Below are 26510 nucleotides of genomic sequence, written 5' to 3'. Positions count from 1 at the left end.
GATCTGTTTTTTCGTATCGACCCCCTTTTGCGACCAGCTTGCCCGCCATCCTGGTCATATGACCCATTGATAAGGAATATCCTATGCAAAGACCTCATCTCGTGATTTCCAGCCTGGATCTCGATCGCATCGAGCAACTGCTCGGCAACCACCCGCAGCACCTGGCATTGCAGGAGGAGCTGGACCGCGCCGAGATGCGCGAGCCGGCCGACATGCCGCCGGACGTGGTGACCATGAACAGCACTGTGCGCTTCAAGATGCAGAGCAGCGGCAACGACTTCTGCCTGACCCTGGTCTATCCGAAGGATGTGCAGGGGGATGAGTCCAAAATCTCAGTGCTGGCCCCGGTCGGCAGCGCCCTGCTGGGGCTGAAGGTGGGTGACAGCATCGCCTGGCCGGGCCCCGCCGGTCGCACCATCCAGGTCGAGATCCTGGAAGTGGTCTATCAGCCGGAACGGGCGGGCGAGCTGCACCGCTAGCCGCCACGGGCACGCGCCGACCCGAGCACCACGGGGACGGCGCGTGTTCTCCCCGGCCTGTGCCGGGAGCAAAGCCCCCCCTCCCTGATCCCGATCAAGCTTTGGGGCGGAAGCGCCCACCATACCGACCACAATGCGCCCTTCCTCTTGAGCCCGAGCGAGGCGGCAGGTATCTTGTTGGCCGCGCCAGCACCCTGGCCGCAGATTTCAGGCTGACATCATGATAAAGATTGCCCTCATCGACGATCACCAGATCGTCCGCTCCGGTTTTGCCCAGTTGCTCAATCTCGAGCCCGATCTCAAGGTCGTGGCCGAATTCGGCTCGGCCGCCGACGCCCTCGCCGGGTTGCCGGGCAGCGGCGTGCAGCTGTGCGTGTGCGACATCTCAATGCCGGATCAATCCGGGCTGGACCTGCTCAAGCGCCTCCCCTCCGGCCTCGCCGTGGTGATGCTGTCGGTGCACGACAGTCCGGCACTGATCGAACAGGCCTTGCAGGCCGGTGCCAAGGGCTTTCTCTCCAAGCGCTGCAGCCCGGATGAGCTGATCGCCGCGGTGCGCACCGCCGCCCACGGTGGCTGCTACCTGACCCCGGACATAGCCCACAAGCTGGCCTGCAACAGCCAGGATCCCCTCACCAACCGGGAGCGGGAAGTGGCACAGCTGCTGGCGCGGGGGCTGGAGGTCAAAGCCATTGCCGAACAGCTCGGCCTCTCCCCCAAGACGGTGCACGTGCACCGCGCCAACCTGATGGACAAACTGAAAGTCAGCAACAACGTGGAGCTGGCCCACCGCATGCTGGACAGCTGGTGATCTCCCGTCTCGCCAGCTATGTCGCCATCTCGCTGGCAGCCAGCTTCATCTTTGCCGCCGGCTGGTTTTGCCTGTGGAGCATCAGCCTGCATCTGGCGGGATCCCCCATACTGGCGGCGCTGCTGTTCCCGTTCGGCCTGCGCCTCGGCCTGCTGTTGCAAAGCCCGATCGCCTACTGGCCGCCGCTGCTGCTGTGTGAATCCCTGCTGCTCTACTGGCTCAATCAGGAGGTAGGGCTGCCGCTGTGGCCGCTGATCCAGGCGGGCAGCCTGCTCACCCTGCTGCCGCTGCTCATCGCCCGCCGCCAGCAGGTGCGCAACGACTGGCAACAGCTGCTGGTGCTGCTCGCCACCGTCACTGTGGCGGCGCTGCTGCAATCCCTGCTCTGGCATCTGGCCGGGGAAGATGGCCTCACCGCCCTGCTGCTCACCCTGACCGGCGGCCTGACCCTCACCTCCACCTGCATGCTGATCTGGCACTACCTCACCCGCGCCACCTGGGTGCCGCTCGGGCCGGCGCTGGTGGATCAACCGGTGGACTGGCGCTTTCGTCATCTGGTCTGGTATCTGCTGCTGTTCGTGCTGAGCCTCTGGCTGCAGCTCGGCCTGCCGGACTCGCTGGTGCGCTTCACCCCGTTTTGCCTCGCCATTCCCATCATGGCCATGGCCTGGCGCTACGGCTGGCAGGGCGCTCTGCTCGCCACCCTGATGAACACGGTCGCCCTGATGGCGGGCCAGGCCTGGCACGAACACCCGCTGGATCTGCTGCTCTCCCTGCTGGCCCAGAGCCTGACCGGTCTGCTGCTGGGGGCCGGCATCCAGCGTCAGCGCGAGCTCAATCAGGCGCTGACCCGCCAGCTCGCCCACAACCGCCAGCTCACAGAGCGGCTGCTGGAGACAGAAGAGAGCATTCGCAAGGAGGTGGCTCGCGAGCTGCACGACGACATTGGCCAGACCATCACCGCCATCCGCACCCAGGCCGGCATAGTGCGGCGTCTCGCGCCGGACAACGCCGGGGTCGGCCAGAGCAGCGCCCTCATCGAAACCCTGTCGCTCGGTATCTACGATGCGGTACGCGGCCTGCTCGGTCGCCTGCGTCCCCGCCAGCTCGACGACATGAGTCTGGAGCAGGCGGTGCGCGGCCTGCTGCGGGAGCTGGAGCTGGAGCGCCGCGGTATTGTCACCCGGCTCGAGTGGCAGCTGGCGGACGAGGGGCTCTCCGACGCCCAGCGGGTCACCCTGTTTAGGGTCTGTCAGGAGGGGCTCAACAACGTGGTCAAACACGCCAACGCCAGCTCGGTCACCATTCGCGCCCATCGCCAGGCCGAGCGCCTGCTACTTTTGCTGGAGGATGACGGCTGCGGCCTGCCGGAGCACCGCACGCCCCAGGGGTATGGCCTGCTCGGTATTCGCGAGCGGGTGCAGGCCCTCGGCGGCAGCCTGCAACTCTCCTGCATCCACGGCACCCAACTGACCGTGGCCCTGCCCAATCGCAAACGGGAGGAGCCTCATGGCTGACCCCCTTATCCAGCGAGGCCCTGCATGCTGAGCTTCATGAGAAGCGCGCCGCCCCAGCCGCTCATCCGCGATCAGGCCGAGATCGATGCCAGCTACCGTCACTGGCGGCTGCATATTCTGCTGACCATGTACCTGGGCTATGCGGTCTTCTACTTCACCCGCAAGAGCTTCAACTTCGCCATGCCGGACATGCTGGCGGACGGCATGCTGGACAAGTCCGACATCGGCATGCTGTGGACCCTGTTCTACATCACCTACGGCTGCTCCAAGTTCTTCTCAGGCATCATCAGCGACCGCGCCAACCCCCGCTACTTCATGGGGCTGGGGCTGATGGCCACCGGCGTCATCAACATCTTGTTCGGCCTCTCCTCGTCGCTGTGGCTGTTTGCGGCACTCTGGGTCGCCAACGCCTTCTTCCAGGGCTGGGGCTGGCCCCCCTGCTCCAAGCTGCTCACCAGCTGGTATTCGCGCACCGAGCGCGGCTTCTGGTGGTCGGCCTGGAACACGGCCCACAACGTGGGCGGGGCCCTGATCCCGCTCATCGTCAGCACCATTGCCCTGCAACACGGCTGGCGCTACGGCATGATAGTGCCCGGCATCATCGCCATTCTGACCGGCTTGTTCCTCTGCTGGCGGCTGCGGGACACCCCGAGTGCCATGGGGCTGCCCACGGTCGGCGAATGGCGCCAGGATGCGCTGGAGATCGCCCAGCAGACCCAGGATGCGGGCCTCTCTCCTCGCCAGATCCTGCGCAAATACGTGCTCGGCAACCCCTACATCTGGCTGCTGGCCTGCTGCTACGTGCTGGTCTACGTGGTGCGCACCGCCATCAACGACTGGGGCAATCTCTACATGACGGAGCAGCGCGGCTTCAACCTGATGAGCGCCAACTCGGCCATTTCGATGTTCGAGGTGGGGGGCTTTATCGGCGCCCTGGTGGCGGGCTGGGGATCGGACAAGCTGTTCAACGGCAACCGGGGGCCCATGAACCTCATCTTCGCGGTGGGGATACTGCTGGCGGTGGGGTCGCTGTGGCTGATGCCCTTCTTCAGCTATGTGATGCAGGCGGCCTGCTTCTTCACCATCGGCTTCTTCGTGTTCGGCCCCCAGATGCTGATCGGCATGGCGGCGGCCGAGTGCTCCCACAAAAACTCGGCGGGGGCCGCCACCGGCTTCGTCGGCCTGTTCGCCTACATGGGGGCGGCGCTGTCGGGTTATCCGCTGGCCAAGGTGATGGAGATCTGGCACTGGAACGGCTTCTTCGTGGTAATTTCGGTGGCGGCCGGGGTCTCGGCCCTGTTGCTGCTTCCCTTCCTCAAGGCTCAGGCGCCGCGCACCCAGGCCCCGGAAGCTGAGTTGGCGCCTTGAGGCGTCAGGCCAGGCGGCAGATCCGGTTCTTGCCCTCCCGCTTGGCCTGATAGAGGGCGCCGTCGGCCTGGCTGAACAGGGTGTCGAAATGCCAGCCGTGCTGGCAGCGCGCCAGCCCCATGCTGACCGTGATGCCGATGCCATCCAGCTCCAGAGCCGCCAGATCCTGCAATATCTGCTCGCAGCGCGCCTGCTGGGCTTGCTCACCCTCCTGCGGCAGCAGCAACACGAACTCCTCGCCGCCAAAGCGGCTGGCCACCAGCTCGGGCCGTCCGCCCAGGTAGGCGCCGACGGCCGCCAGCACCCTGTCCCCCGCCTCATGGCCGTGGCGATCGTTGATCTGCTTGAAGTCATCCAGATCCAGCACCGCCAGGGCGCCAAACTCGCTCACCCGCCGCGCCGCCATCCGCTCCATGAAACCGCGCCGGTTCAGCAGACCTGTCAGGGAGTCGTGGCTGGCCTGCTGGCGCAGCGCCAGCGCCCGATACTGGGTACAGAGCAGCAGCACCCCGAAGGTAGAGAGGTAACTGCCCATCAGCATGGAGAGAAAGGGCAGCACATTGACGCCGCTCTGATCCATCAGCACACGGGCATCCCCCTGCAGCAGAAACCCCATCCGCATCAGGTTGAAGCCGTATAGCAGGATATTGACCACGGTGAACACCAGCACGGCGGGCAGGTAGGCAGGATAGCCATGCCGCCAGATGAGCAGCACTATCACGGCCCCCAGCACCATGTAGCTCAGGCAGGCCAACAATACCCGGGGCGCCATCTGTTCGTTGAACAAGATGCTCCAGCTCAGGATCAGCACATAGATCAGCATGAACAGGGCGGTGGCACGCCAGCTGAGGGGCTTGCCGAAGAAGCGCTGCAGCGCCAGCGGCATCAGGGCGAGGCAGACGGTGATCAGCAGGTTGGCCAGCCAGATCCCCGCCAGATTGGGCATGAAGGCCTGCAGGGTGAACAGACTCTGGGCCGCCAGGGCGCACAGGCTCGACCACCACCAGAGTCCGAGTCCGGGGATCTCCCTGTGGGTCGACCATATGATGGAGAGGGTGATAAAACCGAGGCTGTAGCCACCCAGGGCCATGATCATCAGGGTGAATACATCCAGCTTGAGCAGTATTGAGGCGTCCATACCCGTGCCACTAAACGAAGGTAACTGAGTATATTTGAAGCGCAAAACAAGACCCAGTGGCGTCTGAGTAAATCCTCAATAAAAGTTCACCTGTTGCATAAAATTCCGCTAAAAATGCCCCATAAGAATCCCTACCCTGCGACCCACCGCAAGGTGAGTAACGTTTGGCACCGCTGATGAGAGGGCTCGGTGTAACAAAGTGTCCCGCGGGCATTTTGGACTTGAACCCGCTCCATTAGATAGATATGTTGTTTTCGTGTGATTTTATGAGTGCAGTCACGGGGAAAAAGCGTCACTAACCTATTGAGTCATCTGGCACAATCGGAATTTGGTACATTTTTCACTCAGCACACAGGAAATGGAATCTCATATGGGGCTTTTGCCTCAACCAAGACAATAATCCTGTCTTGCCTGTTGCCGGATGCAGCAGTCTCTTGTGCCACGGAGTCGCACGGGAGCAGGTTCAAGGCTGAACACAACATCGACAGAGACATCACTTATGATCAAAAAACTCATTCTATCTACCTTGCTGTTTTGCGGGCTGGCCAGTGCCGCGCCTAGTTCCACTCTGGACGCCGTGCTGGAGCGCGGTGTGCTGCGGGTCGGCTTCGACGCCGGCTATCAACCCTTCGAAATGACCAACAAACAGGGCCAGTACATAGGTTTCGATGTGGATCTTGCCAAGATGGTCGCCAAGGAGATGGGCGTGAAGGTCGAGTTTGTCAACACAGCCTGGGATGGCATCATTCCGGCGCTGCTGACCGACAAGTTCGACGTCATCATGGGCGGCATGACAGTCACCCCTCAGCGCAACCTGCGCGTCAACTTTGCCGATCCCTACATAGTCGTGGGCCAGACCATAGTGCTGCGCAAGGAGAAGGTTGGCGAGATCAAGTCCTTCAGCGATCTCAACGATCCCAAGTACAAGATCGCGGTCAAGCTCGGCACCACGGGCGAGCAGGCGGTCAAGCGTCTGATCCCCAAAGCCACCCTGCTGCAGTTTGAAACCCAGGATGACGCCAAGCTGGAAGTGATCAATGGCAAGGTCGATGCCTTCGTCTATGACCTGCCCTACAACGCCATCTTCGCCTCCCAGAACACAGGCGCCGTGGTGCACCTGGACAAGCCGTTCACCTTCGAACCCCTGGCCTGGGCCATCCGCAAGGGCGACCAGGACACCCTCAACTGGTTCAACAACTACCTGCGCCAGATCAAGGGTGATGGCAGCTACGACCGCCTCTACAAGAAGTGGTTCGAATCCAACGCCTGGCTGAATCAGCTCAAGTAACCTCGCAAGGGGCGGCCTGCCGCCCCTTCACGCAGATCCCCACACAATAAATAACTACAACGAGGTTGCGACAGTGCACAACCCAACAAGACAGATGGAAAAACAACCCAATAAGCTGCTCTGGCACGGCGTCTTCCTGCTGATGCTGCTGGCTGCCGTATTCGGCATCTATAAAGCGGTTCAGTCCGTGGATTACACCTGGCGCTGGGAGCGGATCCCCCAATACATCGCCTATCAGGCGGAACAGAACAACCTGGCCGAATTTGACGGCACAGTGGTCGCCGGTACCACCAGCGCCGAACAGGGCAAGCTGTTCCTGCAAAACGATCTCGACCCCAATCAACGCCAGGCCATCGCCAGCACAGGGGTGAAGGTCGCCGAAGGGGACACCATCTTCCGGGGCGATACCCTGGATACCGAACTCACCTGGACCGCTGGCCCCATCGCCTGGGGCGTCTGGGTCACGGTCAAGCTCTCTCTGGTGGCGGGTGTGTTCGCCATCCTGCTCGGCACCCTGGCAGGCCTGGCCCGCCTCTCCCCCAACCCGGCCCTGCGCAATCTGGCGGTCACCTATGTGGAGCTCATTCGCGGCACGCCGCTGCTGGTGCAGATCTTCATCGTCTACTTCTTCATCGGCACAGTGCTGAACCTGGACAGGTTCACCGCCGGGGTCGCGGCGCTGGCCGTCTTTACCGGCGCCTATGTGGCCGAAATCGTGCGCGCCGGCATCAGCTCCATTCACAAGGGGCAGATGGAGGCCGGTCGCAGCCTGGGGCTCACCTCGGCCCAGACCATGCGTTACGTCATACTGCCGCAAGCCTTCAAGCGGGTGTTGCCGCCGCTGGCAGGCCAGTTCATCAACCTCATCAAGGACTCCTCCCTGGTGTCTGTCATCTCCATCACGGATCTCACCAAGGCGGGGCGCGAGGTGGTCAGCTCCACCTTCAGCCCGTTCGAGGTGTGGTTCACCGTGGCCCTGCTCTATCTGGTGTTGACCGGCACCCTCTCCTTTATGGTACGTCGTCTGGAGGTGAAATATGCGCGCAGCAACTGATCCCATTACCAAGGCTCAACAGGAGTCGAGAAGTGCTGTCATCACAGGCACGCCCCGCGCCTTCCCGGTACGTCGTCTGGAGGTGAAGCATGCGCGTAGCAACTGATCCCATCATCAAGGCGACAGGTGTCGAAAAATTCTATGGCACCGAGGTGCACGCCCTGAAAAACGTCAGCACCCAGGTGGCCGAAGGGGAAGTGGTGGTGATAGTGGGCCCCAGCGGCTCGGGCAAATCCACCTTCCTGCGCACCCTCAACCAGCTGGAGACCATCAACGACGGCAACATAGTGGTCGATGGCATCTCTCTGACCGAACCGGGTGACGTCAACAAACTGCGGGAAGAGGTGGGCATGGTGTTCCAGTCCTTCAACCTCTTCCCCCACCTGAACGTGCTGGACAACATCTGCCTGGCACCGCAGAAGGTACGCGGGCTGTCGCGCAACGATGCGCGGGACAGGGCCAAGGCCCTGCTGCTGAAAGTGGGATTGTCGAACAAGGCCGAGAGCTATCCGTCCCAGCTCTCCGGCGGCCAGCAACAGCGGGTGGCCATAGCCCGGGCACTCGCCATGCAACCGCGCATCATGCTGTTCGACGAGCCCACCAGCGCGCTGGACCCCGAGATGGTGGGCGAGGTGCTGGACGTCATGAAGGGGCTGGCACGCGAGGGCATGACCATGGTGGTGGTGACCCACGAGATGGGTTTCGCCCGCGAGGTGGCGGATCGGGTGCTCTTCATGGAAAACGGTGAGCTGCTGGTGGATGAGAAGCCGACCGACTTCTTTGACAATCCCCCTTCCCCGCGCCTGCGCCAGTTCCTGAGTCAGGTGCTCTGACGCTGACAGTCGTAGAAAGCAGAAGAGGGAGCCCATGGCTCCCTCTGTTATTGATGCCCATCAGTGGAGCGGCCAGCGCGGCTGGTTCTTAGAAGCGATAACGGGTCATCAGCCCTGCGTAGTGCTGCTCGGGCAGCACTACGGGGGCCAGGATCCAGCGCTCGGTGGCAAAGGCGCCAATCACCGCCCCCAGCGCATTGGCACCCGCGTCGAGGGCTGAGAACTCGCCATTTCTCGACGCCAGCTCTCCCACCACCCCGATCCCGGTGGAAACCCCGAACCCGATCCAGCCTCTCTGTTCCCGATAGCCGTAATGATCGGCGATCGCCGTAAAGCCCGCCCCCATGGCCGCGCCACCGATGAAATGGCTCAGCTCGCTGTTGAAGCTGTCATTGGCCTGCGCACTCGCACTCAGCAGGCCGAACATGACATATAAATGGATCGTTCTCATCCCCCCCTCCATTGCCGGCACCTTGCCACCCATCGAGCCCCCAACCGGGACGTTCATTGTTCCAGTGTAAGCGAGGACCCGCCAGACGACAGGGCACCGGCTTCGGGATGGTGCATCCAAGGGAATGTCATCAATGGCCACTATTTGTCAGTAAAAACAAACCGTTGAATCTGTGCCCCGGCAGGGCCTGCACGGCTTGGGACATGAAATGTTAATGAAATTTTAAATCCATTCGGTATGCTGGAACCCAACTGGTCAAACCGGATGCCCAACATGGATGTGCAACTGCTGCTGCTCTACCTCTCCCCGATCTTCCTGGCCTTTATCGGCTGGGAGATGCTCTACCTGCGCAAGCACGGGGCGGCCTTTCCCACCGCCACCTACCAGTGGCGAGACTTGTTCGCCAACGCCGCCCTGGCCCTGATGCATCAGGGGGGCGATGCACTGACGGCCATCGCCATCGCCTACCTGTATGACGCCCTCTGGGGCTGGCGCCTGTTCGACATAGAGCTCAATCTCTGGAGCATCTTGCTGCTCTTTTTGCTTCAGGATCTCTGTTACTGGCTGTTCCACTTTGCCAGCCACCATGTACGCTGGCTGTGGGCCTCCCACGTGGTGCATCACAGCTCGGAGCGACTCAACCTCTCCACCGCCTTTCGCCAGAGTCTGATGTACCCAATCTCCGGCATGTGGCTGTTCTGGATCCCAATGATCCTCATCGGCTTCCCGCCCCAGGCCGTGGTGGCGACCGTGCTGCTCAGCCTGGGTTTTCAGTTCTTCGTTCACACCCAGGTGGTGGGCAAGCTGGGCTGGCTTGAGTGGGTCTTCAACACCCCCTCCCACCACAGGGTGCACCACGCCAGCAATGCCAAATACATAGACCGCAACTTCGCCGGCGTGCTCATTATCTGGGACAGGCTGTTCGGCACCTTCGTGGAAGAGGACCCCGCCGAGCCCTGTCGCTTCGGCATAACCAAGCCGGTCCGCAGCTTCAATCCGCTCACCCTCACCTTCCACGAGTGGCGCGACATGCTGCGCGAGGCCCGTGGCCTCCCCTGGCTGCAGAAACTCGGCGTGCTGTTTGGCAAGCCGGCCGGCCCCGGCAGCGTCTGAATCAGAACCTTGCCGCAGAGTAAAAAAAGAGAGCGCCACCAGGGCGCTCTCTTTCATTGCCAGTCACAGACCAGGATCAGACATGGGCAAATGACCAGAGTGCGGGAATCAGGCTCACCAGGGTTATCCCGGCCAGCAGTCGCTCGCGGCCACTGAGTCGTTCGGCGCCAGCCAGCTGACGGCGGCTGTAGAGAAACAGCAGCAGGCCCGGCCCGTACAGCAGCAAGGAGAGCAGCAGGTATTCCACCCCGGCGGCATAGAGCAGCCAGAGGCCGTAGCCGCTCGACACCAGCGCTACAGTCCGCATCAGGCCGTTGCCCTCACCACTCAAGGACAGTTTGAGCAGGAAGAGGCCGATCAGCAGGTAGGGCACCAGGATCATGGAGGTGGAGATGAGCAGAAGGCTGGTATACCCCTTGCCAAGCAACCACACCAGCAGTAGGCAGCCCTGCACCGTCAGGCTGGTGAGCCACAGCGACGCTATGGGAGTGCCGTTGCGATTCTGGCGCCGGAAGATGGCCGGAAAGGCGCCGTGGCGCGCCGCACTGAAGGGCACCTCGGCCGAGAACAGGGTCCAGCTCACGTAAGAGGCGAGCACCGACACGATGAGGCCGACGCTGATCAGCAGCTTGCCCCAGGAGCCTGTCATCTGGGCCATCAGTCCCGCCATGGAGGGGTTGGGCAGGGCCGCGAGCTCAGGGCGGCTCAATATCCCCAGCGCCAGCACAGAGATGAGCACATAGAGCAGCAGCGCCAGCACCACCCCCAGCACTGTGGCCGTGCCCACATCCCGCTTGTTTCTGGCACGGGCCGACAGCACGGCCGCCCCTTCGATGCCGGTGAAGACCCAGAGGGTGATCAGCATGGTGTTGCGCACCTGCTCGGAGACCGGCACAGCCAGCGTGCTGCCCCCCTGATCCGCCGCGAAGGTCACAGGGTCGAACCAGTAGCAGGCGAACAGGATGAACAGCAGCAGCGGCAGGCTCTTGGCCAGGGTCGCCACCAGATTGAACAGAGCGGCCTGCTGCACGCCACGGGCCACCAGCAGGTGCACGGCCCAGAGGATGCAGGATTCGCCGATGAAGGCGGACAGGGTGTTGCCCTCGCCGAACCAGATTTCGGTTGGCGTATCGACGAAGCTGCCCAGCGCGGCGAAGGCGATCACCAGATAGCCCACCACGCCTATGGTGGCGCACAGCCAGTAACCCCAGGCGGAGAAAAAACCCACCAGATCGCCAAAGCCGGCGCGGGCATAGCTGTAGATGCCGCCATCGAGATCCGGTCTGAGCCGCGACAGATAGAGGAAGCTCATGGCCAGCGCCACTATGCCCACCCCGGTCACGCCCCAGCCGATCAGCACGGCGCGGGCACCGGCCACCTCGGCCATGTTCTGGGGCAGGCTGAAGATGCCCGCCCCCACCATGGAGCTGAACACCAGGGCGGTGAGGGACCAGAGGCCTATTTTGCTCTCTTTCATGTGATCTCCTTAGCGCAGCCGGCTGGCCAGGGCCTGAATATGCTCTGGGCCTATGCCGCAGCACCCCCCGATGAGAGAGGCCCCGACGGTGCGCCAGCGCTCGGCCCAGCCGAGGTAATCCAGCGGCCCCAGATCGGCGCGGATCTCGTCCAGCCCGTCGTTGGCGGTCGCCTCTTTTGGCTGGGGCGGGAAGGCATTGGCGTAAGCGCCGAGGCGAATATCCCCTCGACCCAGCGCCAGCAACCTGTCGCCGGCCACCGTCAGCGCGGCCTCAATCACCTCGGGCTGGCAACAGTTGAACAGGATGGCATCCACCCCGACCGCGACCAGCGCCGTGACGGCATCGACCACCCGCTCGCCGGAGCGCAGAGTCGGCTCGCTGCCCGGCGCCTCGTCCTCCAGGGTAAAGGAGACCCAGAACGGCTTGCCATCCGCCGGCAACAGCGCCTTGAGCGCCAGCGGCTCGGCAATCAGGCTCATGGTCTCGGCCAGCCAGATGTCCACATGAGGCGTCAGCGCCCGGATAAGCGGCGTCGCCAGCTCGCTCACTCTGTCCGCCTCGAACAGATCGGCGCGGTAGGAGCCAAACAGCGGCGGCAAAGATCCCGCCACCTGCACGGCACCGCCCTGTTCATCGGCCACCTCGCGGGCCAGCTGGCCAGCCAGCGCCGCCAGCGCTTCCCCTTCGGCGGCAAAACGCTCGGCACCGATATGAAACGGCACCAGCGCATAGCTGTTGGTGGTGATAACGCGGGCACCGCTGGCCACATAGGCCTGATGCACTTCGCGCACCGTCTGCGGCGCATCTATCAGCGCCAGCGCCGACCACTCGGGCTGGCGAAATGGCGCGCCCCGCCGTGCCAGCTCACGCCCCATGCCACCGTCCAGTACCCACAATGCCTGTGTTTCCATCTGTCCTGTCTCTTTGTTGTTGTGTTTGTCTGCATGTTTCATCTGTGGCTGTTCTCCTGGCTGGCGTGGCTGTGCATCGCCTTGCCCATTCAGGGTGAACCGCCAAATCAGCCATAAAAACATATGGATGTTTAGACGTCCAAAATAAGATAGAACAAAGCCGAGCCGACGGCAATCGGTATCACAGGACATCAGCAGACAACAGAGACGGGAAAACAGCGAAGGCGGCAGAAAGCAGAAAAGCGTGAGGCCACCCAAGGGTGGCCTCATTGCAACAGGATGAACAGGTGGCTTAACGCCCTGCCAGCACCCGTTTTATCTGCTTGGTCCAGTCGGAAACCCGACCCTGCTGGGGCAGACCACGCCAGATCTGCTCCCACTGAGCCGGGCTCAGCGGGCGACCCAGTCGACGCTGCACCCCGGCATAGAGATAATCGTGGGCCGTGGTGGCAGCATGGGCAGAGGTAAGGAACTTGGAGACAGGATCGGTCAGCCGCACATCCCGCATGCCGAGCAGCGGATAGTCGTTGTGCACCGCCGCCAGCATGGTCTCGCGCATGGCCGACTCTATGTAGCCACGGGCAAACAGGGCGGTCACCGACTCGAGGGACCCCTGATCCGGGCCGTGATACTCTTCATCGAACACAGGGCTCGGCTCTGCCACGCCACTTTGCACCACGGCATCGGGATCCGGCTGCGGCACCACCACCGCCTTGGGAGCGACAGGTTTGGCAACGGCTGTGGCCTTGCGGGGTGCGCTCTGGCTGCAAGCGCCCAGCGCGAGGGCGAGCGCCACACAGGCCAGCGCACGGGAATGAGACTGCATCTTCATGACTCCTTGATAGCTCCTTTACGATTCCTGAGCAGGCTTCTCGGCCACCACGGGTTCGACCCGGGTGACCAGCAGCTGGTCGATCTTGTAGCTGTCGATGTCGACCACTTCGAACTTGTAGCCCGCGTATTTCACAGAGTCGGTACGCTTGGGGATCTTGCGCAGCATGAACATGATGAAACCGGCTATGGTCTCGTAGTTCTGGCTATCCGGAAACTCTTCGATGTCGAAGGCCCGCATCACGTCCGAGATGGGGGTCACTCCATCCACCAGCCAGGAGTTTTCGTCCCGCTGCACTATCTGCTCTTCCACCACGTGGGTGGCCCACTCGCCCATGACGGTACTCATCAGGTCGTTCATGGTGACTATCCCCACCACAAGCGCGTATTCGTTCATCACCACGGCGAAGTCGCCCCTGTGGTTCTTGAAGTACTCCATCGCCTCGTAGAGGTTGAGGGTGTCAGGAATGATGATGACGTTCTGCACCAGGGAGCCGCTGTTGAGGTCTATGCTCTGGCCGCTGATGACGCGGATCAGCAGCTCTTTCGCATCGACGAAGCCCTTGATGCTGTCGAGGTTGTGGTCACAGACCAGAAACTTGTTGTGCGGGTGTTCGGCGATCTTGGCCTTGATGCTCTCCTCGCCCTCTTGCAGGGTGAAGTAGATGAGGCTCTCGCGGGCCGTCATGGCGGAGGTCACGCCGAGGGACTGCAACTCGAACACGTTCTCGATGAGCTGATGCTCTTCACGCTGGATGACGCCGGCCTCGGCGCCTGCATCCATCACCGCATAGATGTCGTCAGAGGTGATCTCGTCGTTGCGTATCATGGAGACCCGCAGCAGACGGAACAACGCATTCGCCATGCCATTGAAGAACCACACCAGCGGCATCAGCAGGGTCACGCACAGCAGCATGGGGCGTACCACCACCACGGCGATCCGCTCCGGCATGGTCATGGCCAGGCGCTTGGGCATCAGGTCGGCGATCAGGATGAACATGCCGGTGACGAACACGAAGGAGGCGGCGGAGCTTATCTGGCTGAGCCAGGGGCCTTGATAGAAGCCGGAGATGAACACCTTGATGGCAGGATTCAGGGCAGACTCACCCAGGATACCGCCCAAGATGGCGACGGTATTGAGGCCAATTTGCACCACGGTAAAGAAATTACCCGGCTGGGCCTGCAGCGCCAGCACCTTGGCGGCATGGCGGTTTCCCTCATCGGCCATCACCTGCAACTTGATCTTGCGGGAGGCGGCAAGGGATATCTCGGAAAGAGAGAAGAACACGCTGCCGGCAACCAGCAACATCAGAAAAAATAAACTATCGGCAAAACTCATGATTAACCTATTGCTACACCCGTCTTAGCACAAGACGGCAAACTGGGCCTGGGAGACCAGACCGTGAGTCCATCCGGGACTCACACAGGGGGCATATTCTAGCAGAAAAGCGCCTGTTGGGTGGCGATATCTTACTCTGGCACCCAGTGCAACAAAAAAGGCGCCCAAAGCGCCTTTTTATTCATTTTGCGGTCAGTGCTTGCCGAGCAGCTCATTGAGCTCGTCCGCCTTGGTGTGGCGCACGTCCTTGCCTTTGACGTAATAGACTATGTACTCGCAGATGTGCTGGCAGCGATCGCCGACCCGCTCTATGGCCCGCGCCGCCCACAGCACGTTCAGCACCTGGGGTATGGTGCGCGGATCTTCCATCATGTAGGTCATCAGCTCGCGAATGATGGACTCGTACTCCCGGTCCACCTTGTCATCTTCCTTGTAGACGGCGATGGCCGCCTCCAGATCCATGCGGGCAAAGGCGTCGAGCACATCGTGCAGCATCTTGATGGTGCGCCGGCCCATGTTCTCGAGCGATACCAGCGGCGGTTGCGGCTTGTTGGCGTTGTCGGTCAGCATGCGGGCAATCTTGTCCGCCACGTCGCCGATGCGCTCCAGATCCGTGATGGTCTTGATGATGGCCATCACCAGCCGCAGGTCGGACGCGGTGGGCTGACGCTTGGCGATGATGCGGGTGCACTCCTCGTCGATCGCTACTTCCATGGCGTTGACCTTGTGATCGTTGGCCACTATCTTGCGCGCCGCATCCAGATCCTGATCGTGGATGGCCGCGATGGCGTCGGTCAGTTGCTGCTCCACCAGGCCGCCCATCACCAGCACCTGATTGCGCACGCTCTCAAGTTCGGCATTGAACTGACCGGAGATGTGTTTATTGAGGTTCATATTGTCCATACAAATAATCCTTATGCTCCGAGTATGCCCTAGCCGTTGAACTGACCGGTAATCTGTTTCTTGATGCTCATCTTGCTCATACCAATAACCCTTATTGCACCAAGCATGCCTTAGCCGTTGAACTGACCGGTAATCTGTTTCTTGCTGTTCATATCTATCACCCCTGCTCTGCCACTCACACTATTAGCCGTAACGACCGGTGATGTAGTCCTCGGTCTTCTTCTTGGCCGGGGTGGTGAAGATGGTGTTGGTGTTCGAGTACTCGATGAGCTCGCCCATGTACATGAAGGCGGTCTGATCCGAGACCCGCGCCGCCTGTTGCATGTTGTGGGTGACGATCACCACGGTGAACTGGCTCTTGAGCTCATTGATCAACTCCTCGATGGTGAGGGTCGAAATAGGATCCAGTGCCGATGTGGGTTCATCCAGCAGCAGCACTTCCGGCTCGATGGCGATGGCACGGGCAATCACCAGTCGCTGCTGCTGACCGCCGGAGAGGCCGAAGGCGTTGTCGTGCAGCCGATCCTTCACCTCGTCCCACAGGGCCGCGCCGCGCAGGGAGCGCTCGGCCGCCTCGTCCAGGGTGCGGCGATCGTTGATGCCCTGCAGGCGCAGGCCATAGACCACGTTCTCGTAGATGGACTTGGGGAAGGGGTTGGGGCGCTGGAACACCATGCCCACCTGGCGACGCAGGGCGGAGACATCCACCCCCTTGTCGTAGATGTTGTGGCCGTGCAGCTGGATCTCCCCCTCGATGCGGCAGATCTCCACCAGATCGTTCATCCGGTTGATGCAGCGCAGCAGGGTCGATTTACCGCAACCAGACGGGCCGATAAAGGCCGTCACCTGCCCCTTGGGGATCTTCATGTTGACGTTGAACAGCGCCTGCTTGTTGCCGTAGTACAGGTTGAGATCCTTGACCTCCAGCGCGGTCTGCTCCGGGCTCAGGTTGAGCAGATCCAGCGCAGTGTGCTGGGTGGAAGCTGTCGTTACGTTGATCATCTGTTACCTCAAATCAGTCGATGGCGGCGGGCATCTTGATGTGCCAGCGGCCGGAACACTTGACTGGCAAGGGGGGCGGCCGCCCGTCCCTTGCCTCACATCAGTCTGGGGTGGCTGGATTAATGTTCCAGCGACCGGAATTTTTCACGCAAGTGGTTACGAATGCCTGTGATGTCCGTCAGGTTCATCATCAATGCTCCAAAGAACGGAACTTCTCGCGTAAATGGTTACGAATGCCGATGGCCGTCAGGTTGAGGCCGACGATCACCGTCACCAGCAGGAAGGAGGTGGCATACACCAGTGGCCGCGCCGCCTCGACGTTGGGGCTCTGGAAGCCCACATCGTAAATGTGGAAGCCCAGATGCATGAACTTGCGCTCCACGTGCAGATACGGGAAGTTGCCATCCATCGGCAGGGTCGGCGCCAGCTTCACCACCCCCACCAGCATCAGCGGCGCCACTTCACCGGCGGCGCGGGCGATCGCCAGGATAAGGCCTGTCATGATGGCCGGGCTCGCCATGGGCAGCACGATGCGCCACAGGGTCTCTGCCTGGGTGGCGCCCAGTGCCAGCGACCCCTGGCGAATGGTGCTCGGGATCCGGGCCAGCCCCTCTTCGGTGGAGACGATCACCACCGGCAGGGTCAGGATGGCCAGGGTCAGCGCCGACCAGATGACGCCGGGGGAGCCGAAGGTCGGGCTCGGCAGCGCTTCCGGATAGAACAGCTGATCCAGCGAGCCGCCGAGCGTGTAGACGAAGAAGCCCAGACCGAACACGCCGTAGACGATGGAGGGCACACCCGCCAGGTTGATCACGGCGATGCGGATGATCTTGGTCAGGCTGTTCTTGCCCGCGTACTCGTGCAGGTAGACAGCCGCCACCACGCCGAGCGGCGTGACTATGATAGCCATCAGGAACACCATGAAGACGGTGCCGAAGATGGCCGGGAATACGCCGCCCTCGGTGTTGGCCTCGCGGGGATCGTCGGAGACGAACTTGCCGATCTGGTGGAACCAGTAGCCCACCTTGGCCAGCAGGCTCATGTCGTTGGGCCACACCACGTCCAGCACCTTGGACATGGGCATGGTCACCAGCTCGCCGCGCATGTCCTTGACCGTGATGCTGTCTCTGTCCGCCTGGGCACGCAGGGAGAAGAGCTGCTTCTCCAGCACCTGATAGTTGTCATTGAGGGCCTGACGCTGCTCGGCCAGCTGGGTTTTAAGCTGATCGGTCAGCTTGTCGTCCAGCTCTGCCTTGCGCTCTTTCAGGCGCAGCCGTTCCAGCTGATAGTTGATGCTGCCTATGTCCCCTTTTTGCAGATCGTCAGCCTGTTCGGAGAGATCGTTGGCACGGGCCAGCACCCGTTGCAGCGCGGGATGCAGATCCTGGCTCAGCTCGCGGCCGTCCTCCTTGACCCCGACTATGTAGCCGTAGAAGTTGCCGTTGGTGGCACGCTCCACCATGGCCAGCTCGGTCGGCAGGCTCTGGGACTTGATGTCGGTCTCCAGCACCCAGCGAAAATCGAGGTCGACGAACTCGCGGTTGCCGGTCTTGACCAGATAGCGGGTCAGCAGCTCGCGCTCCTCCCCCTCCAGCGGCAAGCCCGCGGCACGCAGCCGCTCCACCGGCACCAGTTCACGGTCGTTGATCTCGCCGATCAGTACGCTCTTGTTGCCGCCAGCGTCTTCGAGCTGCCACTCATAGATGGGGTGAGGCCAGAAGTAGACCAGACCGCGCCAGCCAATCAGCAGCAGCAGACCCAGTACCGCGACCAGACTCAGGCTGACGGCACCGCCGGTCATCCAGATCCAGGGGGCCCCTGATTTAAACCACTTACCCATTATCGATTCCTTGTTCATATACAGAACGCCGCTTTTGATGGAACGGCTCATTACAGAGAGCTGTATTTTTCACGCAACCGCTGACGAATGAACTCGGCCAGGGTGTTGAACATAAAGGTGAATACAAACAGGACGAAGGCCGCGAGGAACAACACCCGATAGTGAGAGCTGCCCACTTCCGACTCCGGCATCTCCACCGCGATATTGGCGGCCAGGGTGCGCAGTCCCTGGAACATGGAGAAGTCCATGATGGGGGTGTTGCCAGTGGCCATCAGCACTATCATGGTCTCGCCAACGGCACGGCCAAGGCCCATCATCACCGCCGAGAAGATGCCCGGGCTGGCGGTGAGGATCACCACCCGGCTCAGGGTCTGCCAGGGGGTCGCCCCCAGCGCCAGCGAGCCCTGGGTGAGATGCTTGGGCACGGAGAAGACAGCGTCCTCGGCGATGGAGAAGATGGTGGGGATGACGGCAAAGCCCATGGCGATACCGACCACCAGGGAGTTGCGCTGGTCAAACTTGATACCCATCTCGTGGGTCAGCCAGATGCGCGAGTCGCCGTGCATGAAAGCGTTCTCGATGAGCGGGCTCACCGCGAAGGCGCCCCAGCCGATCAGCAGCAGCACGGGAATCAGCAGGATGGCGTGCCACCCTTCCGGCAACCACGACCGGCCACGCTCCGGCAGGTAGTTCCACACCAGCGCGGTCAGCAGCATCCCCATCGGCAGCAGGATCAGCAGCAGGATCACCCCGGGCAGCGCCCCCTCTATGATGGGAGCTAGCCAGAGACCCGCCAGGAAGCCCAGGATAACGGTCGGCAGCGCCGCCATGATCTCGACCGTCGGCTTGACGTATTTGCGCAGCCCGGCCGACATGAAGTAGGCGGTGTAGATGGCGCCGGCAACGCCGAGCGGCACCGCAAACATCATGGCGTAGAAGGAGGCTTTCAGGGTGCCGAACACCAGCGGCACCAGGCTCAGCTTGGCTTCGAAGTCATTGCTGGCGGAAGTGGATTGCCACACATACTGAGGCTCAGGGTAGCCTTCGTACCACACCTCCTGCCACAGGGCAGACCAGGTCACCTCGGGGTGCTCATTCTCCACCGCGAACAGTTTGAAGCCATCCCCCTGCTGCATCAGCAGCACGTTGTGGCGTGGCGAGATGGCCAGGGCCGACAGGGCGCCGCCCTCGACCTTCTCGCTCAGCAGCTTGGTCTCGCCGGTGGCGTGGAAGAAGCTGACGGTGCCATCCTTGCCTGCGCTGATGAAGCCCTTGCGAAAGTGCTCCGGGGTCAGCAAGTCGACCGGGCCATCGCCCTTGAAGTCACGAATGGGGGTGAACTGGCGCTTGCCGTCCTTGGCCACTTCGAACCACTGGGAGATGACGCCGTTGTCATTGCCCACCAGCAGGGATGAGGCACCGGAGAGCAGCTCGACCCGGGTCACGTTGGCGTTGGGGGCATTGATCTCCATGACGTTGCGCAGGGAGATGTCATTGAGGTTGTGAATGTCGTAGACGGAGAGACGGTTGCCCTCACGCACGAACAGGATACGCAGATTGGGGGTCAGCAACAGCTGATCCACATGACGCGGCAGGGAGGGAATGCTGTAGTTCTGGGCGCTCCACTCCACCTCGCCGGAGAGGAAGTTCTCCTCGCCGCTCATGACCGTCATCACGCCGCGGCCATCCTCGGTCACGGCGGCGGTGGCCATCTTCTCCTTGGTCGCCTCGAACACCATCAGCTGCAACGCTTTCCCTTGCGGATCTATCACCACGGGTGCTTCGCCGAAGGGATATTGCAGGCTGGGCTCGATGACGCGCACGTCGTTGGGATAGGAGACCTTGAAGTAGGGCTGCATCACCAGCGCCTTGCCATCGGCAAAGCCGTAGGCGATGAGCTTCTGACCCGGTGCCGGCGGTGCGACCGTGGTGATGTCACCCGCGACCTGGGCCTGACCCAGCGCCTGCCCCACCTTGACCTTGCCATCCCCCTGGACGGCGAAGAAGTTGACCAGCCCCTTGTCGCTGAAGCGGTAGCCAATCTCGTTCTGCTCCTCCATCCCGAGCCAGGCGGTCTTGCCCGCAACGGGTAGCGTGAACGACGCGGTCGGCTCCATCGTGGCGCCATTGAAGATGGGTTTCACCACATAGAGCAGGTAGAAGAAAATGAGCAACAGGGCCACCAGCACCAGGGCACCACCCGTGGTGACCCCGTACTTGGCCAACTTATCCTTGATACGGCGCTTTCTACTGCCCGCCATACCCAAGTTTATCGATTCCGATGACATGCAAGACCTCAATGTGAGCTAGGCTTGGCGGCATTATATGGCGGTTGCATGACAGTTTTGTTACATCGAGGCCCTCTGTGAAGAGGTTATTTTGGGGGGCATTCAGGCAGGGCATTGTCGGCAAGCAGCAGTGACAACCCGCTGTTTTATATGAGGATATATAAAATCATCAAGCGCGGGGGCGAGATGACGCCCCCCTTGGTGTCAGACGGCGGGGCCGCCGCTTTGTTGCAGCGCCTGTCTGGCCGCCTTTTTCTCGGCGCGGCGACGCTTGAAGAAGGCCGACAGCTGGGCCGAGCAGGCTTCCGCCAGCACACCGCCGGTCAACTCGACCCTGTGGTTATGGCGCGGGTCCTGCAATATCTCGAACACGGACCCGGCCGCCCCTGTCTTGAGATCCCGCGCCCCGTACACCACCCGTTTGACCCGGCTGTGGATCAGGGCGCCGGCGCACATGCAGCAGGGCTCCAGCGTCACATAGAGGGTGGTGTCGAGCAGCCGGTAGTTTTCCAGCCGGACACCGGCGGCGCGGATCGCCATGATTTCCGCATGGGCGCAGGCGTCATGGGCGCTGATGGAGCGATTCCACCCCTCACCGACCACCTCGTCCCCCAGCACCAGCACGGCACCGACCGGGATCTCGCCTGTCCCCTCGGCCCTGGCGGCCAGTGCCATGGCGTGGCGCATCCAGCGCTCGTCTTGCTGCGCTTGCTCAAAGGAGTCAGCATTCTCTGATAGCGTCACGCCCTTACCTCTTTATATTGCCTTCGAGCCTTGAACCTTGGCGCCGTGCCGACCGGGATCTCACCCGTTTCCCCCTCGGCCCTGGCGGCCAGCGCCATGGCGTGGCGCATCCAGCGCTCGTCTTGCTGCGCTTGCTCAAAGGAGTCAGCATTCTCTGATGGCGTCACGCACTTACCTCTTTATATTGCCTTTGTGCCTTGAACATTGGCGCCGTGCCGACCGGGATCTCACCCGTTTCTCCCTCGGCCCTGGCGGCCAGTGCCATGGCGTGGTGCATCCAGCGCTCGTCTTGCTGCACTTGCTCAAAGGAGTCAGCATTCTCTGATGGCGTCACGCACTTACCTCTTTATATTGCCTTTGTGCCTTGAACATTGGCGCCGTGCCGACCGGGATCTCACCCGTTTCCCCCCCCCTCGGCCCTGGCAGCCAGCGCCATGGCGTGGCGCATCCAGCGCTCGTCTTGCTCGCCATGCCCCAAGCACGGTGCGATTTCTGGTGGTTCCACGCCCTTGTCCTCTCTCGACAGCTTGTTCATGACGGTTTGTCCTGCCTCCTGGCCTGATTGATCGCTCATCCGTCTCTTCTTTTATCCGGATGCGCTTATCCCGAACCGGCCCCTGCCCGGCGGCTGATGACGACGTGCGTGATCACCCGGCAAGGCTGCTCGCCTGGCAGTGGATGCACGCACCGCAACACGGGGCGGCGATTATGCCAAATCTCACCTGCAGGCCCAAGCTACATCTTGGTTGCGCAATAAAGAAGCAGTCGGCATCTCCCTGATAAAAAAGGAGTTGCACCAACCGATCCATATCATTAGACTCCTTTCCGTCAGCTCAGACTGACCTCGTCGGTGTGTAGCGCAGCCAGGTAGCGCATCTGCATGGGGTGTAGAGGGTCGGAGGTTCGAATCCTCTCACACCGACCATTTTCCCCGAAAATAGCCCAGTCTCGCGACTGGGCTATTTTTTTGCCTCGTTGCCCGCTTCCCATCTTTATTGTCCTGCCAAACACCTTGCCCACAGAGCCATCGCTTATCGACGGCATGTTTTTTATACAGAACCACTTGAAACCGCTGGCGAGTATCGCTAGGATACGCCACTTTTCCGCCGGCAATGGATACAGGGAGGTGGAAATCCGGGTGATGGAGTCACCAACCGGCTTGCAATCCAACGAGGCAAGCACCCATGACGCAAGCAGTTGACGCACAACCCGATCTGGCCCCCCTGCCACTACCGAACGTCGAGCTCGGTGATAACGAATATGGCACTGAATACGGCACCATAGTGCGTCTTGACGTGGTCGATCTGGCGGCGCCGGACGACGATTACTGATCCCGCCCCTCAAGGGATCCCCCGCACGCAACAGGAGAGTGTGGCCGCTGAGCCGTGAATTTCGCCACCCTTTCATCCTCCCGAGGGGCCAGGAAGGCCCGCTGATACAAATAACAATAAAATGCTGAAAAACTGAACATAACCAGTTGCATTCACTACCCATCACCCTCCCCTCCCTCTGCGAGTTGTCAGGCCAAGGTGATACAAACCTACGTTATTGCTCGTCACTTTCCCCTCGCTGGTGGGGTAAATCCCATTCGGCCCCCATTCACCATCCAAGTTTTAAACAAATGTTCACTAGCCAATGTTGGCAGGAGCTGGATATTCACTGGGATCGCCGATCTAATTTCATACAGCTGTTTTTTTAAAGCTTGGAGTTAGGTCGGGATTTGTTTTTGCATTTGTAATTTTATTACGTAATAAGTTACATCCCGAGCCGTATTCCCTCCACTGGATCACACCACCATCAGGGGGCGGAAAACAAGCGCATAACCATCTGCATAGAGCTTTTGCGCTAATCACATAAGTCCATTAAAAACATCATCTTAACCACCAGTCAAAAACGGGCGTTTTAAAAAAGTGGTTGACGAACAGGGCAATATTTCGCACCTTATGAATCGTATTACCCCGTTGTTACGGGAAGTTTGAAAGAACAGGGATCGACTTTAGTCGTAGTTAGTAAGTTCAAAATGTAATTCTCAAAGGAGTGAACCTTATGTCGGCACCGGCTCAGACCCACTGCAGCGCCCGCCTTCGCATCCAGGGCGAGATGCTGCCCGAATTCGCGCAAATTCTGACGCCGGACGCGGTGGCTCTGGTCTCCGAACTGGTGGAACGCTTCGCGCCCCAAAGAGGGGAATTGCTGAAACAACGTGTGGCACGCCAGGCCCGTATCGATGGCGGCGAGCTGCCGGACTTCCTGCCGGAAACCGCCCACATCCGTGCCGGTGACTGGACCATTCGCGGTATTCCCGCCGATCTGCAGGACCGCCGTGTGGAGATCACCGGTCCGGTCGAGCGCAAGATGGTGATCAACGCCCTCAATGCCAACGTCAAGGTATTCATGGCGGACTTCGAGGATTCGCTGGCCCCCGCCTGGAACAAGGTGATCGAGGGTCAGATCAACCTGCGCGATGCGGTCAACGGCACCGTCTCCTACACCAGTCCGGAAGGAAAGGCCTATACCCTGAACCCGGATCCGGCCGTGCTCATCTGCCGGGTGCGTGGCCTGCATCTGCCTGAAAAACATGTGACCTTCGATGGCGCCCCCATCCCAGGCGGCCTGTTCGACTTCGCCCTCTATTTCCTGCACAACCATCAGGCGCTGCTGGCCAAGGGCTCGGGCCCCTACTTCTATGTGCCCAAGCTGCAGAGCCATCTGGAAGGGCGCTGGTGGAGCGAAGTGTTCGCCTGGACCGAGGACAAGTTCAGCCTGCCTCGCGGCACCATCAAGGCCACAGTGCTCATCGAAACCCTGCCTGCGGTGTTCGAGATGGATGAGCTGCTCTATCAGATGCAGGATCACATAGTCGCGCTCAACTGCGGCCGCTGGGACTACATCTTCAGCTACATCAAAACCTTGAAGAACCACCCTGATCGGGTCCTGCCGGACCGTCAGGTAGTCACCATGGACAAGCCTTTCCTCTCCGCCTATTCGCGCCTGCTGATCAAGACCTGCCACAAGCGCGGCGCGCTGGCCATGGGTGGCATGGCCGCCTTCATTCCGGCCAAGGATGCGGCCGTCAACGAGCAGGTGTTTGCCAAGGTCAAGGCGGACAAGGAGCGCGAAGCCCACAACGGCCACGACGGCACCTGGGTGGCTCACCCCGGCCTCGCCGACACCGCCATGGCGGTGTTCAACGCCACCATTCCCGTTGGCGCCAAGAACCAGATCGGCGTGCTGCGCGAGCAGGATGCCCCCATCACGGCCGCCGACCTGCTGGCCCCCTGCGAGGGTGAGCGCACCGAGGCTGGCATGCGCACCAACATCCGGGTCGCCCTGCAATACCTGGAAGCCTGGATCAACGGCAACGGCTGCGTGCCCATCTATGGCCTGATGGAAGATGCGGCCACCGCCGAGATCTCCCGCACCTCCATCTGGCAGTGGATCCGCCACGGCAAGAGCCTGTCGAACGGCCAGGTGGTGACCAAGGCGCTGTTCCGCCAGATGCTGGCCGAGGAGCAGCAGGTGGTCAAACACGAACTGGGCGATGCCCGTTGGCAAGCGGGGCGCTTTGCCGAGGCGAGCGAGCTGATGGAGCAGATCACCTGCGCCGACACCCTGATCGATTTTCTGACGCTGCCCGGTTACGAGCGGCTCTGAACTCCGGGCCTCCCCAGCGGAGCCCGCCAATAACAAGTCAATGGAAACGTGAAATCAATGAAAGAGGGAACTGATATGGCACTGACCCGTGAGCAACAGATCCAGGCTATCGAGAAAGACTGGGCAGAAAACCCCCGCTGGAAAGGGATCAAGCGCGGCTACAGCGCCGAAGACGTGGTGAACCTGCGCGGCAGCTTGCAGCCGGCGCACACCCTGGCTCAGCGCGGCGCCGACAAACTGTGGGAACTGATCCACGGCAGCGCCAAGAAAGGCTACGTCAACTGTCTCGGCGCCCTGACCGGCGGCCAGGCGGTGCAGCAGGCCAAGGCGGGCATAGAGGCCATCTACCTCTCCGGCTGGCAAGTGGCAGCGGACAACAACTTGTCCTCCACCATGTACCCGGATCAGTCCCTCTACCCGGCCAACTCTGTCCCGTCCGTGGTGGAGCGCATCAACAACTCGTTTGCCCGTGCCGACCAGATCCAGTGGGCCAACAAGGTGGGTCCGCAGGATGCCGGTTTCATCGACTACTTCCTGCCGATCGTGGCGGATGCCGAAGCCGGTTTCGGCGGCGTGCTGAACGCCTTCGAACTGATGAAGGGGATGATTGAAGCGGGCGCCGCCGGCGTGCACTTCGAAGATCAGCTGGCCTCGGTGAAGAAATGCGGCCACATGGGCGGCAAGGTACTGGTCCCCACCCAGGAAGCGGTACAAAAGCTGGTCGCCGCCCGTCTGGCAGCCGACGTCTGCGGCACCACCACCCTGGTGATTGCCCGTACCGACGCCAATGCGGCCGACCTGCTGACCACAGATGCAGACCCTTACGATGCTGGTTTCCTGACCGGTGAGCGCACCGCAGAAGGCTTCTACAAGGTGCAGGCGGGGATCGAGCAGGCCATCTCCCGTGGTCTGGCCTATGCCCCCTACGCCGACATGGTGTGGTGTGAAACCGCCAAGCCGGATCTGGACGAGGCGCGCAAGTTTGCCGAAGCCATCAAGGCGCAGTACCCGGACACCATACTGGCCTACAACTGCTCCCCCAGCTTCAACTGGAAGAAGAACCTGGACGATGCCACCATCGCCCGCTTCCAGCAGGAGCTGTCCGACATGGGTTACAAGTACCAGTTCATCACCCTCGCGGGCATCCACAACATGTGGTTCCACATGTACGAGCTGGCCTACCAGTACGCCCGTGGCGAGGGGATGAAACACTACGTCGAGATGGTGCAGGAGCCGGAATTTGCCGCCGCCAGCCGTGGTTACACCTTCGTGGCACACCAGCAGGAAGTGGGCACGGGTTACTTCGACAAGGTGACCACCGTCATCCAGGGTGGCCAATCGTCAGTGACAGCGCTGACAGGTTCCACCGAAGAAGATCAGTTCCACTGATAACCGCATGCGAGCCACCGAGCTCGAACAAAAACCCCGGCCAGGTGCCGGGGTTTCTTTTTGCTCGCCGCTCAAGGAT

At 61.4% G+C, this 26510-nt stretch carries 25 protein-coding genes, 1 tRNA gene and 1 pseudogene; 13 read left to right on the top strand and 14 right to left on the bottom strand.

Annotation, left to right across the window (positions count from 1 at the left end):
• Positions 1 to 83: 83 nt before the first annotated feature.
• The 4 genes from rnk to uhpC all read left to right on the top strand — a co-directional run bounded on the left by rnk (position 84) and on the right by uhpC (position 4175).
• Positions 84 to 479, top strand: a complete 396-nt coding sequence (gene rnk, locus IU367_RS07595) for a nucleoside diphosphate kinase regulator (protein ID WP_043137446.1) — start codon at positions 84 to 86, stop codon at positions 477 to 479.
• Positions 480 to 699: 220 nt separating this feature from the next.
• Positions 700 to 1290, top strand: coding sequence for a response regulator transcription factor UhpA (uhpA, locus tag IU367_RS07590; RefSeq protein WP_042036506.1), 591 nt, complete (start codon positions 700 to 702; stop codon positions 1288 to 1290).
• Positions 1287 to 2807, top strand: coding sequence for a signal transduction histidine-protein kinase/phosphatase UhpB (gene uhpB / locus IU367_RS07585; RefSeq protein WP_274453876.1), 1521 nt, complete (start codon positions 1287 to 1289; stop codon positions 2805 to 2807). Before uhpA ends, uhpB begins: the two co-directional genes overlap by 4 nt.
• 24 nt (positions 2808 to 2831) lie before the next feature.
• A complete protein-coding gene (gene uhpC / locus IU367_RS07580) occupies positions 2832 to 4175 on the top strand; it encodes an MFS transporter (RefSeq protein ID WP_043137453.1) in 1344 nt (447 codons plus the stop codon).
• A 4-nt stretch (positions 4176 to 4179) separates the two neighbouring features.
• Here the strand turns inward: uhpC and IU367_RS07575 are convergent, their stop codons facing one another.
• Complete coding sequence (locus IU367_RS07575) at positions 4180 to 5313, bottom strand: GGDEF domain-containing protein (protein ID WP_274453875.1); 1134 nt, start codon at positions 5311 to 5313, stop codon at positions 4180 to 4182.
• A gap of 499 nt (positions 5314 to 5812) precedes the next feature.
• On the opposite strand from IU367_RS07575, the gene IU367_RS07570 reads away from it, so the two are divergent.
• The 4 genes from IU367_RS07570 to IU367_RS07555 all read left to right on the top strand — a co-directional run bounded on the left by IU367_RS07570 (position 5813) and on the right by IU367_RS07555 (position 8488).
• Positions 5813 to 6601 (top strand): transporter substrate-binding domain-containing protein, encoded by a 789-nt coding sequence (locus IU367_RS07570; protein ID WP_042870751.1) that lies wholly within the window; start codon positions 5813 to 5815, stop codon positions 6599 to 6601.
• A gap of 94 nt (positions 6602 to 6695) precedes the next feature.
• Positions 6696 to 7655, top strand: a complete 960-nt coding sequence (locus IU367_RS07565) for an amino acid ABC transporter permease (protein WP_172955305.1) — start codon at positions 6696 to 6698, stop codon at positions 7653 to 7655.
• Positions 7639 to 7761 carry a hypothetical protein gene (locus IU367_RS07560; RefSeq protein ID WP_274453874.1) on the top strand — a complete coding sequence of 41 codons (123 nt, stop codon included), beginning with the start codon at positions 7639 to 7641 and terminating at the stop codon, positions 7759 to 7761. Before IU367_RS07565 ends, IU367_RS07560 begins: the two co-directional genes overlap by 17 nt.
• The gene (locus IU367_RS07555) at positions 7745 to 8488 is read left to right on the top strand and encodes an amino acid ABC transporter ATP-binding protein (protein ID WP_274453873.1); all 744 of its coding nucleotides are present in this window, start codon (positions 7745 to 7747) and stop codon (positions 8486 to 8488) included. Before IU367_RS07560 ends, IU367_RS07555 begins: the two co-directional genes overlap by 17 nt.
• Positions 8489 to 8576: 88 nt before the next feature.
• Here IU367_RS07555 and IU367_RS07550 read toward each other — a convergent pair whose 3' ends face one another.
• Positions 8577 to 8939 (bottom strand): YfiM family lipoprotein, encoded by a 363-nt coding sequence (locus tag IU367_RS07550; RefSeq protein ID WP_043556639.1) that lies wholly within the window; start codon positions 8937 to 8939, stop codon positions 8577 to 8579.
• A 273-nt stretch (positions 8940 to 9212) separates the two neighbouring features.
• Here IU367_RS07550 and IU367_RS07545 point away from each other — a divergent pair, with 273 nt between their 5' ends.
• Positions 9213 to 10052: a sterol desaturase family protein gene (locus tag IU367_RS07545; RefSeq protein ID WP_274453872.1), complete on the top strand. Its 840-nt coding sequence runs from the start codon at positions 9213 to 9215 to the stop codon at positions 10050 to 10052.
• 76 nt (positions 10053 to 10128) lie between these two features.
• Here the strand turns inward: IU367_RS07545 and IU367_RS07540 are convergent, their stop codons facing one another.
• The 12 genes and pseudogenes from IU367_RS07540 to IU367_RS07485 all read right to left on the bottom strand — a co-directional run bounded on the left by IU367_RS07540 (position 10129) and on the right by IU367_RS07485 (position 21962).
• Entirely contained in the window at positions 10129 to 11529 is a 1401-nt protein-coding gene (locus IU367_RS07540) for a basic amino acid/polyamine antiporter (RefSeq protein WP_274453871.1), read from the bottom strand.
• A 9-nt stretch (positions 11530 to 11538) separates the two neighbouring features.
• Positions 11539 to 12441 (bottom strand): homocysteine S-methyltransferase family protein, encoded by a 903-nt coding sequence (locus tag IU367_RS07535; RefSeq protein ID WP_274453870.1) that lies wholly within the window; start codon positions 12439 to 12441, stop codon positions 11539 to 11541.
• 292 nt (positions 12442 to 12733) lie between these two features.
• Positions 12734 to 13273: a hypothetical protein gene (locus tag IU367_RS07530; protein WP_172955303.1), complete on the bottom strand. Its 540-nt coding sequence runs from the start codon at positions 13271 to 13273 to the stop codon at positions 12734 to 12736.
• Between the two features lie 18 nt (positions 13274 to 13291).
• Positions 13292 to 14611: a polyamine export protein PaeA gene (gene paeA / locus IU367_RS07525; protein ID WP_241326262.1), complete on the bottom strand. Its 1320-nt coding sequence runs from the start codon at positions 14609 to 14611 to the stop codon at positions 13292 to 13294.
• Positions 14612 to 14803: 192 nt separating this feature from the next.
• Positions 14804 to 15514 carry a phosphate signaling complex protein PhoU gene (gene phoU, locus IU367_RS07520; protein WP_042036494.1) on the bottom strand — a complete coding sequence of 237 codons (711 nt, stop codon included), beginning with the start codon at positions 15512 to 15514 and terminating at the stop codon, positions 14804 to 14806.
• 183 nt (positions 15515 to 15697) lie between these two features.
• Positions 15698 to 16516: a phosphate ABC transporter ATP-binding protein PstB gene (gene pstB, locus IU367_RS07515; protein ID WP_043137469.1), complete on the bottom strand. Its 819-nt coding sequence runs from the start codon at positions 16514 to 16516 to the stop codon at positions 15698 to 15700.
• A 190-nt stretch (positions 16517 to 16706) separates the two neighbouring features.
• Positions 16707 to 18356 carry a phosphate ABC transporter permease PstA gene (gene pstA, locus IU367_RS07510; RefSeq protein WP_274453869.1) on the bottom strand — a complete coding sequence of 550 codons (1650 nt, stop codon included), beginning with the start codon at positions 18354 to 18356 and terminating at the stop codon, positions 16707 to 16709.
• A 50-nt stretch (positions 18357 to 18406) separates the two neighbouring features.
• The gene (locus IU367_RS07505) at positions 18407 to 20644 is read right to left on the bottom strand and encodes an ABC transporter permease subunit (protein ID WP_043556646.1); all 2238 of its coding nucleotides are present in this window, start codon (positions 20642 to 20644) and stop codon (positions 18407 to 18409) included.
• Positions 20645 to 20848: 204 nt separating this feature from the next.
• A complete protein-coding gene (gene tadA, locus IU367_RS07500) occupies positions 20849 to 21388 on the bottom strand; it encodes a tRNA adenosine(34) deaminase TadA (RefSeq protein ID WP_274453868.1) in 540 nt (179 codons plus the stop codon).
• A complete protein-coding gene (locus tag IU367_RS07495; protein WP_420796497.1) occupies positions 21385 to 21555 on the bottom strand; it encodes a hypothetical protein in 171 nt (56 codons plus the stop codon). Before IU367_RS07495 ends, tadA begins: the two co-directional genes overlap by 4 nt.
• A 47-nt stretch (positions 21556 to 21602) precedes the next feature.
• Positions 21603 to 21722 (bottom strand): annotated as a pseudogene (locus tag IU367_RS07490) (tRNA adenosine(34) deaminase TadA); the annotation flags it as partial.
• Between the two features lie 60 nt (positions 21723 to 21782).
• A complete protein-coding gene (locus IU367_RS07485) occupies positions 21783 to 21962 on the bottom strand; it encodes a hypothetical protein (RefSeq protein ID WP_420796496.1) in 180 nt (59 codons plus the stop codon).
• Positions 21963 to 22236: 274 nt separating this feature from the next.
• On the opposite strand from IU367_RS07485, the gene IU367_RS07480 reads away from it, so the two are divergent.
• The 4 genes from IU367_RS07480 (at position 22237) to aceA (ending at position 26431) form a co-directional block, all read left to right on the top strand.
• Positions 22237 to 22313 (top strand) — tRNA-Pro (locus IU367_RS07480).
• Positions 22314 to 22572: 259 nt separating this feature from the next.
• Positions 22573 to 22719 carry a hypothetical protein gene (locus tag IU367_RS07475; protein ID WP_241279829.1) on the top strand — a complete coding sequence of 49 codons (147 nt, stop codon included), beginning with the start codon at positions 22573 to 22575 and terminating at the stop codon, positions 22717 to 22719.
• Positions 22720 to 23434: 715 nt separating this feature from the next.
• Positions 23435 to 25042, top strand: coding sequence for a malate synthase A (gene aceB, locus IU367_RS07470; RefSeq protein ID WP_274453867.1), 1608 nt, complete (start codon positions 23435 to 23437; stop codon positions 25040 to 25042).
• Between the two features lie 75 nt (positions 25043 to 25117).
• Positions 25118 to 26431 carry an isocitrate lyase gene (gene aceA, locus IU367_RS07465; RefSeq protein WP_043137483.1) on the top strand — a complete coding sequence of 438 codons (1314 nt, stop codon included), beginning with the start codon at positions 25118 to 25120 and terminating at the stop codon, positions 26429 to 26431.
• Positions 26432 to 26510: the final 79 nt, after the last annotated feature.

The organism is Aeromonas bestiarum (assembly GCF_028751155.1).
In the GTDB taxonomy this organism is placed as follows: domain Bacteria; phylum Pseudomonadota; class Gammaproteobacteria; order Enterobacterales; family Aeromonadaceae; genus Aeromonas; species Aeromonas bestiarum.
Note: the sequence above shows the minus strand (reverse complement) of the source record. Positions and strands in the feature narration are given on the sequence as shown.